Annotated in this window: 10 protein-coding genes; 6 read left to right on the forward strand and 4 right to left on the reverse strand. The window is 69.3% G+C overall.

The genetic code is table 11. From position 1 onward, the window contains the following. The first annotated feature begins 162 nt into the window (after positions 1–162). The 6 genes from O7601_RS25385 (at position 163) to O7601_RS25410 (ending at position 10,684) form a co-directional block, all read left to right on the forward strand. Positions 163–1,911 carry an Hsp70 family protein gene (locus O7601_RS25385; protein WP_281563602.1) on the forward strand — a complete coding sequence of 583 codons (1,749 nt, stop codon included), beginning with the start codon at positions 163–165 and terminating at the stop codon, positions 1,909–1,911. Position 1,912: 1 nt separating this feature from the next. Then, the gene (locus tag O7601_RS25390) at positions 1,913–3,943 is read left to right on the forward strand and encodes a hypothetical protein (protein WP_281563603.1); all 2,031 of its coding nucleotides are present in this window, start codon (positions 1,913–1,915) and stop codon (positions 3,941–3,943) included. Between the two features lie 223 nt (positions 3,944–4,166). Further along, positions 4,167–5,882: a P-loop NTPase fold protein gene (locus O7601_RS25395; protein ID WP_028674704.1), complete on the forward strand. Its 1,716-nt coding sequence runs from the start codon at positions 4,167–4,169 to the stop codon at positions 5,880–5,882. Positions 5,883–6,685: 803 nt separating this feature from the next. Continuing rightward, positions 6,686–9,478: a BTAD domain-containing putative transcriptional regulator gene (locus O7601_RS25400; protein ID WP_281563604.1), complete on the forward strand. Its 2,793-nt coding sequence runs from the start codon at positions 6,686–6,688 to the stop codon at positions 9,476–9,478. Then, positions 9,475–10,368: a DUF2637 domain-containing protein gene (locus O7601_RS25405; RefSeq protein WP_281563605.1), complete on the forward strand. Its 894-nt coding sequence runs from the start codon at positions 9,475–9,477 to the stop codon at positions 10,366–10,368. The genes O7601_RS25400 and O7601_RS25405 overlap by 4 nt, the downstream gene beginning before the upstream one ends. 154 nt (positions 10,369–10,522) lie before the next feature. Next, the gene (locus O7601_RS25410; RefSeq protein WP_281563606.1) at positions 10,523–10,684 is read left to right on the forward strand and encodes a hypothetical protein; all 162 of its coding nucleotides are present in this window, start codon (positions 10,523–10,525) and stop codon (positions 10,682–10,684) included. Between the two features lie 68 nt (positions 10,685–10,752). On the opposite strand, the gene O7601_RS25415 is transcribed toward O7601_RS25410, so the two are convergent. The 4 genes from O7601_RS25415 to O7601_RS25430 all read right to left on the reverse strand — a co-directional run bounded on the left by O7601_RS25415 (position 10,753) and on the right by O7601_RS25430 (position 13,061). Continuing rightward, a complete protein-coding gene (locus tag O7601_RS25415; RefSeq protein WP_281563607.1) occupies positions 10,753–11,397 on the reverse strand; it encodes a hypothetical protein in 645 nt (214 codons plus the stop codon). A gap of 187 nt (positions 11,398–11,584) precedes the next feature. Beyond that, positions 11,585–11,980, reverse strand: a complete 396-nt coding sequence (locus O7601_RS25420) for a hypothetical protein (protein WP_281563608.1) — start codon at positions 11,978–11,980, stop codon at positions 11,585–11,587. Beyond that, entirely contained in the window at positions 11,977–12,642 is a 666-nt protein-coding gene (locus tag O7601_RS25425; protein WP_281563609.1) for a hypothetical protein, read from the reverse strand. The genes O7601_RS25420 and O7601_RS25425 overlap by 4 nt, the downstream gene beginning before the upstream one ends. Further along, complete coding sequence (locus O7601_RS25430; RefSeq protein ID WP_281563610.1) at positions 12,642–13,061, reverse strand: hypothetical protein; 420 nt, start codon at positions 13,059–13,061, stop codon at positions 12,642–12,644. The genes O7601_RS25425 and O7601_RS25430 overlap by 1 nt, the downstream gene beginning before the upstream one ends. Between the last annotated feature and the right edge of the window lie 23 nt (positions 13,062–13,084).

Genomic DNA, 13,084 nt, shown 5'->3' on the forward strand with positions numbered 1-13,084 from the left:
TGAGCGTGATCCTCATGTTTGACTATGTCGATGGGGGCGGCAGACGTTCGGCTGTCGATTGACTGCGGTAGTGCCAGCACCGTGGCGGTGTTGGCGTGGGCTGACGGTCGCGCCTCGGTCCTTTCCTTCGATGGTGTGCCGTTCCTGCCAAGCTCCGTGTACGTGGCGAGCGATGGGCGCGTGTGGACGGGACAGCAGGCGTGGCAGGCCGCCGAGGAGCAGCCGGGCAGGTTGGTGCCGAGCCCACGTCGTCCCGCCGACGGCGACCTGGTGGTCGACAGGACGCGGGTGGAGGCGGTGGAGCTGGCTGCGGCACCGCTGCGCCGGGCCGCAGCTGAAGCCGAACAGGTCGCTGGTGAGCCGGTGCGGGATGTGCGGTTGGTGGTACCGGCGGAGTGGGGGCCGCGTCGGCGTACCTGGATGCGGCAGGTCGCCCACCGTGCGGGTCTGACGCAGCCCCGTCTGGTGGAGGCCCCGGTGGCGGTGGCCGAACACTTGGCGGCGACCGGTGTGCGGCTACCGGTGGGGTCGTCGATTGTCGTGTGTGACGTCGGCGCGGGAGCTGAGGTAACGGTGCTACGTCGGCGGCCGACGGGCTTCGAGGTACTCGCGACTCTGGCTGACCCTACGGCCGGCGGCACCAGCGTCGACTCGACCCTGACAGCGACGCTGACGAACGGTCGGGACATCTCGGCTGACGGCATAGCGCCATGGGCTGCGGCGGAGAGCGTACGCGTGGCGAAAGAGGCTCTGATCTCGTACCCGGCGGTCACGGTACCGCTCGCCGACCAGCCGCCGGTCATCGCGAACCGCGCCATGCTCGACGACGCTGCCCGACCCGTGGTGCGACGCGTCGCGGACCTGACGCAGCAAACCATCGCCGCCGCCGAGCTCGCCACCAGCGACCTGGCGGGGATCTACTGCGTGGGCGGCAGCGCTCACCTACCACGCCTGGACTCGGCCATCGCCGATCAGACGGGGATCACGCCGACCATGGTGACCGAGCCTCAACTCGTCGCGGCGTTCGGCGCTGCCGAGGCCGGTTCCGCGAACCCCGGCACAGCGGCTGCGGTGGACGTGCCAGTGCCGCCGATACGCAGAGCTATCGGGATCGCGGTACCAGGCTTCGCGTCGCTGGCGCTGATCTGGCAGTGCATCGTGACCGCCGAGCGCAACAGCGTCCTGAGCCCGCACTACTGGGTCGACTTCAACTGGGGTGGGCTGGCGATGGCGGCCGTGTTCGCCCTGCTGGCATGCCTCGCGGCGGGAACCGTCCTCGGTTCCCTGATCGCTGCGCGCAGCCCCACGCAGGACATCCGCACCGAGGGCGGGAAAGTCAGTATCGGCATACTCGCGGCCGTCTCCCTCGGGGCCGCCATCGCCGGCCTCTACGCGGTCATCACCAGCCAGTACTTCAACCTTGCCGTCGGTAGCTTCCTGCGCTGGGCGCTGTGGCCGATCCTCCCCATCGCGGTTCTGGCGACGGTAATGGCAGTAGTTGCCGCCCGCCAATGGCGCACCCCGCACGGCGGCTGGTCCGCGCTGCTGGCCGCACCGACCGGCTCCATCATCACCGCCGCCCTCGGTATGGGTCTGATCCAGTACTCACTGACCGCTCCCCGATGGCCGCACATGGTGATGTGGGTCGACCTCGCCGGCCGGGTCGGCGGACTGCTCCTGGGCGCCGGGATCGTCATGGCACTCGTGTCACCGCTGATATTCCGCATCATCCTGGCCGCACCCGTGGCGGTTATCAGCGCCGCGATCGTCAGCACGCAAGCCACCGGCATCCTCGCCGTCTGCTACACCATCGCCGTGGCGCTGTGGTGGGCGGCCCGAGTGTGGACGCGCATCGTCCATCCCACGACCGCCACCGCGGCATCCGTCCGGCCTCCGTTCGGAGGTGGATGAGGTGCGCTGGCCACGGCAGCTGATATCACTCCTGTTCCTCCTCGCGCTGTTGGCCGGTCCGCCGCTGGTGTTACTGACCCTCATCGGCCCACCTATGAAGGGCTGGCCGAGCACGGCGCAGGTGCGGGCATGGGTGCAGCAGCCGTTGACCGAGCAGACGCTCACCGCCGCGCTGACGATCGCGGCATGGCTGGTCTGGCTGATGCTCACCTACACCGTCGCCGTCCGGATACTGATCCGCCTCCGCGAGACCTCGGCATGGCTGCGGCGGCTGCCGCTGCCGACGCCATTGCAGGCAACGGCCAGCGGAATGGCCGGCGCAGCCGCCTTCGGCGTCACCACCAATGCCCTCCCCACCGCCCCACCGCACCCGGTGTCGTCGGGCCCGGTCACGCTTCAGGACAAGGCCAGCCCGGACGATCACGGCGAGGCCGCACACGATGACGGGATCGGGGTATCCGGTGGCTGGCTGCCCCGCGACGTCGCCCAGCAGGTCGCTGCCGCCGCAGCACTGGTATGGCTACGCCGCCGCCGCGACTACCAACCCGGCCCCGCCAGCCGCAACGATGCAGACCTCGCCCCGCTGCCTCCCACCGTCACCGCCGTGCAGGCCGCGCTCGCCGACAACCCCACCCCACCGACGCCGACGGACGGGATTACTACTGGCGTCGAGGCCCTGCCAGCCGGCGGCGTGGGTCTCACCGGACCGGGCGCGCTGTCCGTCGGTCGAGGACTGCTGGTCACCGCCCTCCTCACCGGGCAGCACCATCCCACGACATCCCTGATCACCACCAAGGCAGCCCTTGCCAGCCTCCTCGGACCCGCCGCAGAAACACTCGGCCGACGCCTGCCGCTCACGATCGCAGACAACCTCGACGAAGCCGCGCAGCTCGTCCACGCCGCCCACCACTGCGCTGATCCGCACGCCAACACGCAGCGCCAAGACGCCCCGTCAGGTACGGCCAGCCATCGGCGGATCGTGCTGCTCGACGAACATGACGGCGACGAACCCCAGATGAAGCGCCTTGTCGAGGCGAGCGTCGCCACCGCTGCCGTTGTGGTCGCGTTGGGGCAGTGGCCGGCTGGCCCGACCTGGCACGCCGACTCAGCGGGCAACCTGCACCACCCACGCCACACCCATGCGACCGGACCACGGCTGTGCGTCCTGGACCAGATGGCAGCCACCGACCTGCTCGCCATCATCGCCCTGCCCGACCCGTCACCAGCCGCCCCGCGCGCTTCCCTGCCCGACGGAGGGTCAACGGACCTGCGGTTGCCACGACAGGTCACCCGACGCGAACCCCGCCTCCAACCCTCGAAGCCCCGCCAGCGGCTACACCTGCGTGTCCTCGGAGATCCGCAACTCTTCGTCGATGGTGAGCCCTTCGCCGTCCGCCGCAGCGCCGCCCTCCAGATCCTCGTCTACCTCGCCACCCACCCCACCGGCGCCAACACCGCACAACTCACCGACGCCATCTGGCCAGGTCTGCCCCGCCGTTCCCTCACCGGGCGGCTCTATACCGCTCTCAGCGATGTACGCGGCAGCGTCCGGGCCGCCTGCGGCCTGCACGTCATCGACCACGTTGACGACCGCTACCGCCTGAACCCCGCACACGTCGACGTCGACCTGTGGCACCTGAACGCCGCCATTCACCACGCCACCACCACGCACATCAACACCCACACCGCTTGGCAGGCCGTCCTCGACGCCTACCCCGCCGACCTCGCCGCCACGCGCACCTGGCCCTGGCTCGGCCCCATCCGCGAAGCGATTCGTCGACGGATCATCGACATCTGCGTTTCCCTCGCGACCGCGGAACCTGACTCGCACCACACCTTCCAACTACTGCAGGCCGGAATCCGCATCGACCCCTACAACGCCGACCTACACAAGCACGCCAGCCGCGCCCTCACCACCCTCGGCGACCACGAGGCCGCCACCGAACTCCAGGACCACTACCGACAAACCCTCACACGCGCCGGCCTCGACGACACCATCACCCACCATCTCTCGCCCACCATCCAGCAGTAGCCCGTCCGGCTGCCGCTGTGACGCTCGCGGCGCTTCCATGTTCGAGCAGGTCGTTTCAGTTGCCAGCGCACCAACTTCCGACCGCCGCACGTCGCTCCCCGTCGGCCGCCGTTCCCCGAAGGCGGTCGAACCAGGATCGCCCGTAGGTGACGCCCATGCCGCTCACCGCCCCGGCTTGGTAGTGTCCTCACCCGCGCGGCTGACGGTTCGATGGGAGTGCCGGATGGAGTTCAGTCTCATCCCCGACCAAGCAATCGGCGAGGCCCATACCCGCAACGACGACGGACTCGGTTTCGACACCTATTCCCGAATCCTGGCCAGCGCCGCGACGAACACGCGCGGCCCGTTCACGATCGGCGTCTTCGGCGAGTGGGGCACCGGTAAGACGAGCCTCATGCGCCTGATCGAGCGGCGTCTCGCCGACGACCCAAACGTGGTGACCGTATGGTTCAACGCCTGGCGATACGAGCAGGAAGAGCACCCGATCATCCCGCTCGTCGGCACAATTGTGCAGGCGCTGGAAAAACACAAGGGATTTGCCGCTAACTTCGGGGCGGCCGGCAAGCGCCTCGTCCGGTCGTTGCGGGCGATCGCGTACGGGTTTTCGGCCAAGTCGAAGGTGAAGGTACCAGGCTTCGCCGAGGTGGAAGCGTCTTTCGTCGCCAAAGATATGATCGAACGTGACGAGCGGCTCACGCCTGACCCGCTACTCGACCGCAGCCTCTACTTCGGAGCCTTCAACAGCCTGGACAAGACGAAACTCAAAGACACGCTACGGGTCGTCGTGCTCATCGACGACCTCGACCGTTGCTTTCCGGACCAGGCAATCCGACTACTCGAGAGCATCAAACTGGTCCTCGCCCAGCCCGGCTTCATCTTTGTGCTCGGCGTCGCCCGCAAGGTGATCGAGGGATATCTGCAGCACCGTTACACCGAGGAGTACGGCATCGCGGACTTCAAGGGTGAACTCTACCTTGACAAGATCGTCCAGCTGCCGTTCCACATCCCGCCGTCAACGGGCCGGATGGGCGCCTTCTGTAAGCTGCTGCTCGCCGACCAACCGATGACGGTTGCTGCAGAGCTCGACCCGGTGCTGCCGGTGGTGGCACAAGCGCTGGGAGGAAACCCGCGTGCACTGATCCGGTTCGTCAACAACATCCTCATCGACTACGCGATCAGCCAGGACCTCACCGGCTTCGTCGAACCGGGTGGCATCCCGATTCGATTCTTCGCCGTGACCCGTTGCCTGGAACACCGATGGCCGGAGGTCTTCGACGCACTGACCACATCGGATGAGGTCGCCAAGGCGGTGAAGACCTGGACGCCCGACTCATACGCGGCACATGCGGCCGGCACCGGCCCGGCCGCGACGGTGGCGACGCAACTGCTATCCGATCCAGAGCTGCGGCTGTTGCTGAAGGGCGTGCACGGCCACGAGTGGCTGACTGATCCGGTACTACGGGGGGCGAGCGTGAGCTTCCTCTTCGCCCAGCAGCGGCTCTCTCAGTTGGACACGTCCGAGGTCAGCGTTAAGTACGACGCCTTCGTGTCCTACGAGTCCGAAAACCGCCGCGAGGCCATCCAGATCGTCGAGGGGCTATCCCAGGCTGGTCTGCGAATCTTCTTCGACCAGCACATCAGTCCCGGCGCGGACTGGCAGGAGACGCTGTCAAGCGCCCTGCGTTCTTCAAGTGTCCTGCTCTTCTGCGTCGGGCCGCGCACCGGCGAGTCGCAATGGCAGACCCAGGAGCTGGACCTCGCAATCGACCGCGCGGAAGCGCTAATCATCCCCGTCCTGCTCGCCGGCGCGGATCTCTCCACCGCTCCCGACTTCGTGCGGCGCCGGAATGGGGTAGACATGCGCGATGGCGTCTCCGTGCAGGGCGTAACACGGCTCATCCAGGCCATTGAGTCCCGGCGCCGCCGCCCCACATCGTAGGCGGCAGACAGTGAAAAGCGGCGACAGGCCACGATGGAGGCTGTGGCCATAGTCCCTCGGTCGGAGGAACTGTGGCCGGCGAGGGAATTGCCGGTAGTTGTTCATCGTCTGCTGCTGGGATGCCCGCGTTGGTCGTACTACCGGGAGACAATTCGACTGGTCGCGCCGACGGTGCTCCGTGCGCCGCCAGTCTCACCGTCCAGTTGCAGCTATCCACCGCAGTTCCACGGCCAAGCGGGTGCGCGTCCGCACCTCGACGAGCACTGAACCCGACATCCGCTAGCGCGGACGAATATCGCGGAATGGGCACCCGAGGCGCTGCGCCTCGCTCGGAGTTGTTGGCTGCCGCCGGATGGACGCGACTGCGGAGCGGACCGGCTTCCCACCGGCCCACGCGGTACGGCAAGCACGGGTCGAGTTAGCCGGCTGGCTACGGCCGCCACGCCCGCCGAGGTGGGTTCAAAACAACATGCCAAGAAGCGTCCGCCGATCCCACCAGTCCCCAGAAAATCGGAGCGGTTGGCCGGAACAGGCTCGTACGGACACTCCCTGCCACCGCATGACCGAGAAACGCGGGATTGCCGAACAAAGCGCGACGCGCCCGGCGACGGCCGAGTCTCATGCCGCTACCCATTGCCCGCTGGGCTGCGTGGGCGTGGCATGGCCCATAACGCTGTGACCTGCGGTTGTGAGGTGGTGTGAGGAAGTGTGAGGTGCTGTCAGGTCCTTCACCCACTGCGGCGGCGTACAACGCTCCTACGGTCTGTCTCATCAACCGCTGCGACGCCGGAGGGAGAGGGGCCATGGAGAAGCGCGCCTCGACAGCAGTCGTACGCACCGCCACCGCTGTTCTTGCGCTGGCACCCCTAGCGCTGCTCTACCAGGCCGGCTGGTTCACCATCGGTGAGCTATCTACGGACCGGCTTCAGGCGTGGGTGCATCAGCCACTGACGACCGGCTTCATCACCCTGCTGGCGTATACCAGCGCCTGGCTGCTGTGGGTACTCCTCATGACCGCCGTCGCCGGTCACACTTACCGGTACCTCGCCGCCCGCCTGCGGTGGCACCTCACTTTGCACCTCCCCGGCCCCTTGCAGGCACTCGCGGCGACGCTGCTCGGTACCACCGCCGTCACCACCGCCGCCCTTCCCGCCACCGCGCACGGCCACACCGCAGCAGATACCGATCCCCCTGCGGTGACACCACCAACCTCCGACGACGCCCCGATCCGCGATACCCCGCCGGCCTGCCCTGCACCCTCCCGGCTAGGACTCGCGGTCACCTCGCCCCCGACAACCCCCGCCGTACCGACTCCAGAAACCCTGGACAGCCAAAGGGATTTCACCCGTCCCACCACCCCGCCCGCCCTCGTCCGAGGCCACACCGACGCCCGCGCCACAGATCGAAACCCCGCCAGGACCATCGACGTCACCGCCGGAGACACCCTGTGGGACCTCGCCGCCACGCACCTCGATGACGCGACCCGGTGGCGGGAGATCTACACCCTCAACCAAGGACACCCCCAGGCCAACGGCTACGCCCTCACCGACCCCGACGAGATCCATGTCGGCTGGACCCTCGCCCTGCCCGCCCGCCAGACCACCCCAGCGCCCGACTCCGAGACCTCTGCCACCAGCGGCCCCAACGCCAGCACACCGGAGGCCACCGAGTCTGCCCCACCGACGACGCCGCCCAGCGCCACGCCAGCCCCCAGCAGTTCAGAATCGAGCCCGCTACCGCCGAGCACCACCGCACCCAGCACGCCCGACGACCAACCCGATGAGCCGACACCCGTACCCGGCACCGATACATCCCAGGACGAGCCTGACGATGCCGGGATCGCCCTGCCTACGCAGGGCTGGATGAGCCTCGGCCTGGCCGCCGCCATCGCCGCCGTCGCGACACTGCTGCGCCTGCAACGACGCCGCCGTGCCCGGCTCACCGTCGCAGCGTCTCCCAGCGTCGCGCCGCAGCCCTCCCCGATGCCGCGATCCCTGGCCGGAGTCGACATGATCGGCAGCCGCCACCTCGGCACCGGCAGCGGCGACCACCGGCCCGCCACACCGGCGGTGCCCGCACCGGTCGGTGTCGGCCCCGACGCGACCGAGATGAGCCTGTTTGACCTGCCCGGCCCCGGTATCGCTCTGCACGGTCAGGGAGCCGTCCCGGCGGCCCGTGCCATCCTCGCCGCCGTCCTGAGCACCAACGCGACCGAGACCGCCGTTCTACGGCCGGTGGTCGTCACGACCACGGGCCTGCTCGCCCGGCTTCTGCCAGAGGACGCCCCGGCGGTCGGGCTGGACCCCGACGGCACCGCCTACGACGGAGAACGACTCGTCGTGCTCGCCGACACAGCCGCCGCCATCACCCACGCCGAAGAGGAGATGATCGGCCGTAGACGGCTGCTGGACACCTTCGACGCCGACACGATCACCGACCTCAACGCCCGCAGCGATCACGCCGAGACGCAACCGCCGTACGTGCTGCTCATCGAGTCCACCACCCGGCACGCCGCCCGCCTCGAAGCCGTCGCCGCCCACCGCGCCGCCTTGGACCTGCATTCGGTCATCCTCGGCCCGCACGACGGCATTCCCACTATCGAGATCACCGCCGAGGGCACCGTCACCGGCGACGGAGGGCACCAGGTGGCCCGGCTGTCCACTCTCGGCGCGGATGACCTCGCCGCTGTCCTCGCCATGCTCACCGACGCGCTAGCCCGTCCCGAGGCCGGCGCTGACGTCGACGACCCACGCGCCGAGACCTTGCCCGCCGCGGTGACCGTCGAGGCGGCCGAGCCGGTGCCGGCCCAGTCCGAGGACGCGGCGGCCCTGGTCCGGCTTCGGGTGCTCGGCCCGGTCACCGTCATCACCGACGCCGGTCCGATCGCCACCGGAATGCGCAGCGGCTCCTACACCGTGCTCGCCGTCCTGGCTGCTCACCCCGCCGGTCGCACCCTCGACCAGCTCGCCGCCGCCCTGCACCCCGACGTCGACCCGGCCGCCGCCGTGAAACGCGTCCGCACCGACATCACCTCCGCCCGGCGGGTGCTGCGCGCCGCCACCGGCCACGACGAGCCAATGTTCATCGTCTACGACCCGGCCACCGGCCGATACCAACTCGACCCGCAGACCGTCACCGTGGACCTCTGGCAGATGCTCACCACCATCGACCAAGCCACCAGCAGCGACGACGAGGCGACGACGCTCGCTGCGCTACGCCGGGCCACGGAGCTGTACGCAGCGGACTTCGCCGAAGGTCACGACCACGCCTGGGCCACCGACTACGCCACCAGCTACCGCCACCAGATCCTCACCGCCCACGCCCGCATCGCCGAGATCCTCGAACCCGACCACCCCGACCAGGCGGTCGCCGCCCTCGAACGCGCCGCCGGCCTCGACCCCGTCAATGAAGAGCTATACCAGCGGATCATGCGCATCCACGGACGACAGCGACGCCCCGACGCCGTCCGGCGAACCCTGCGCCGGCTGGAGGAACGCCTCGCCGACCTCGGCGACGCCGAACCATCACAGGCCACCCGCCGCGTCGCCGAACGCCAACTCCGACCCATCACCCCCGTCAGCGGAGCACGGCCATGACCAACGCCCAACTCATCCGAATGCAATGGGCTGTCCGGGCAACACTGGCCCTCGGCGTCGCCGCCTCAGTCACCGCGAACATCCTGCACGCCCAGGCGAACCCGATCTCCCAGGCCATCGCCGCATGGCCACCGTTGGCCCTACTCATCACCGTCGAGCTGGTCACGCGCGTACCCGTCCACCGCCGCGCGCTCGGCGTCATCCGGATCGTCGCCGCCTCCGCCATCGCCGCCATCGCCGCCTGGATCAGCTACCACCACATGGTAGGAGTCGTTGCCCACTACGGCGAAACCGGCACCGTGCCCTACCTCCTCCCCCTCTCCGTGGACGGACTGATCATCGTCGCGTCGGTCTCCCTGGTAGAACTGGCCGCCCGCCGCCGGGAAGCCGAGAAGACAACGTCGGCACCTGCCACAACGGCGACCGCATCCGCCGCCCCAGCGTCGGTACAGCAGCCGCCGGAGCCAGGTGACGCCGGACCCGCACACCCACCTCCGGCACTTGAACGCCACAGCACCGACGCCGACACGCCGCGCCTCGACGTTGTACGCGAACCCAACCAGCGCCCAGCCGCCGACCCCAGCTCGGGCGACACCAGGCTCAATCACGCTCCCGACAGTGCGTTGCACGGGGATGACCTGCCCGACGTCGAAGACGACGCGGACGAGGACGTAGACCTCGCTGCGGATCTCGTGCCGCTACTGCCCGCCGCCCGCGCCGCCCGAGACGAGCTAATCCGTGAAGGTCACACCGTCAGCCGTGATGCCCTCGCACGCCGGCTACGCAGCAACGGCCACTCGATACGCAACAGCGCGGTATCAGAGCTGCTCGCCGCCCTTCGACAGGAGACGCGATCGGTCAACGGCTCCCGCCCCACTGCCCAGCTCTAGCGACCCCGGCCTCGTCGTTTGCCTTTACCACAGAGCCGTGTCCCCGGCCCGGCCCGCGACGGTGGGCGGTCTTGATCGGCGCGTGGAGGTCGGCGTGGATAGGCCGGGGTGCCCGACCGGACACCACGACGAACGCTGTCAGGAGGAACCACGCATGACTGACCAGCCATCCACGCGCCGCACTGTCGAGGTAGACGCTGCCGTGTACGACGTGTTGGAGCGCACGGCCGCCAACCGAGACACCGACGTCAACGGTGTGCTGCGCTACCTGATCGAGGTGCCGACGCCCCGGGCTGCTGCCGACGACGAAGACTGAGTGCGCGCAAGACAGGTCGCCCGGCCCGCCACGGCGGGCCGGGCGACACCCGTCAACGCTCTTGCCGTCTACCCGCTCGAAGCGACGGCAGCGGCGAGCAGGCGTTGGGCGGTGCGCTCAGTGATGTCGAGTTGCCCGGCGAGCGTCACACCGAGCCCGCGCCGATCCTGCCCGGCGGCGTCGGCCTCGGCCAGCAACGTAATGGCGACTTGGAGCCGAGGATCGTCGGCGTACGGGTGCGGTTTGCGGGCACCGGTCGTGCCGGGGGTACGGCCGGTGGACTGCCTCCCGGTACGGGCATCCGCGACGGCCCACACCGTGCGCCGATACCACAGGCGACGGACCCGCCCGTCCGACAGTTCCTCGACCCGGTCCGGGTTGTCGAGCAGGGTATCGGGCAGGTTGCGGTACGAGCTGTACCCGAGGACCCTCGCCGCCGCGCCCGACCCTAGGAAATCCTCCGGGTCGCCGCGGCGGTCGACCTTCGTCAGCTCGGCGCGTTTCGCCGCCAGGTGCGCCGAATGGAACGCCTCAATGTCGTCGAGCCAGAACCACTCCCTGCCGTCGTGCGCGAAGCCGCGTGGAAAGCCGAACCGGGCGCGGTGGCGGCGCCAGTGGTTGACGGTGGTGTAGGCCGCGCCGGTGTGCGCGGCGACTCCGGTCCGGTCGAGGGCGGTCCGTCCGTTGATGATGCGTCGTGCCACGTCGTTCATCCTCCCCTCCGGCTAGCTGGGAGCGGGGCCCGCGTGACCGAGGTGGGTGTGACTCGGGCCGTAGGATCGGCCATACGCCTGTCTCGGGTAGAAGCGGTGTGGTCCGCAGGTGACCCGGGTGGGCGAGGTGGCCGGTCGGGGTTGCGCGCACCCTCGGGTGTGCCCGCCGGCCACCGACCCAACCTGGTTACCTCGGCGGACTTAGCACTTTCCATGCCACCTGTGCCATGTGGTCGATGCGCAGTGCGGCCAGTTTCGCGCGCGTGGGGGGTTTCAGCGCGTCGTACACGGTCAGGATCGCGGCGGCGGTGGTCGCGTCCACCAGCACCCCGTCGATCTTGCGGCAGTTGCCGCGCTTCGCCTCCCGCAGCAATTCGATAGCCTGTGGGTCACCCGCTGTCGCATCGTCCGGGAGCGCGTCGATGTCGGCCAGCCCCTCGCAGTCGGGGCAGGTGACGAGGTGCGGGTCCTCGGTGACACGGCTCAACGGCACGTCGGCTGCGCCGCACACCGGCCCCATCCGGCGGCGGGCCTTCGCGTGAGTGAAGGCGAGCCATTCGTGCCGCCCGGTGTCGGGGGTCATGGTGCCTGCCCCGGCTGGTGGGTCCAGATGCCGAGCGGGTGGCCGGGGGCGATGCGACCTCGGCCGGAGGCGAGGGTGTGGAACACGTCGAAGTACCGTTCGTGGAGTTGGCCCCGGGTGCGCATCAGGTGTTTGCCTCGGGTGAGCTTCGCGGGCAGGGACTCGACCACCCGGCCGATCAGCCCATACAGGTCCCGGGCCTCGATGAGGTCGGCGCACCCCTGGCACGCCGACCAGCGTTCGCCCCACGCCTGGGTGAATGCGTGCTCGGTGTCGGTGCGGCGTACCCGCGCCGCGTGGTGCCGAGACTGGTAGTCGCCCACGGCGACCACCTGTGCGGTAACCCGGCGGACGTCGGTGACCTGGTTCGCGCACCGGTAGATCCAGGCCGCGCCGGGTGCGGAGCAGAAGTCGCACTCGATGATCGGGTCGGGAATCTCGGTGAGCGGTGCGGGCTCGGGCCGGTGGTCACTTTGCTGGCCGCGCTGCTCGGCCGCGTGCAGGTACTCGACGATCATGCCGAGGTTGTTGAGGCGGATGTTGAGCGCGCGACGGCAGCGGCGGCAGTAGAACGACTCCGGGATCGGCGCCGTGCTCGCGTCGAGGGCTACCGCCTCGGGGCCATGGGCGGATTCCTCGGGGTGCGGAGTGTGCGATGGCATCACTGGTCGCCTTCGTCCTGGTTGTGGGTGTGCTGCGGCCAGGCGGGGTTGGCCGGGTCGAGGGTCAGACCGAGACGCAGGCTCGCGAGGTCGACCACCCGCCGCAGCAGGCTCGCGGTTCCGCTGCTGAGGTCGGCGTCGTAGTCGTGGGCGATGCGGCAGGCGAAGCGCAACGCCACGCACGCGGAGGTGAGCGTGGCCTCCAGGGCGGCGCGGTCGTCGGCCCGGGTGGCTCGCCTGACCATTGCGGCCGGGTAGGTGCGCTCGGCCCCGTTGGGAAACCGGAGGGTGTAGCGGCGGGCATAGCTGGTGTGCGGGGTGGAATAGTCGACGTCGGTGACGGTGCCGAGGCGGTACTCGACCGGGTCGGTCGGCTTGATCACCCGGGCGGTGTCGCCGTACTCCAGGGACCGGTACATCACAACTCCGTTCAAAGGGTGAG

The organism is Verrucosispora sp. WMMD573, assembly GCF_027497175.1.
In the GTDB taxonomy this organism is placed as follows: Bacteria; Actinomycetota; Actinomycetes; order Mycobacteriales; family Micromonosporaceae; genus Micromonospora.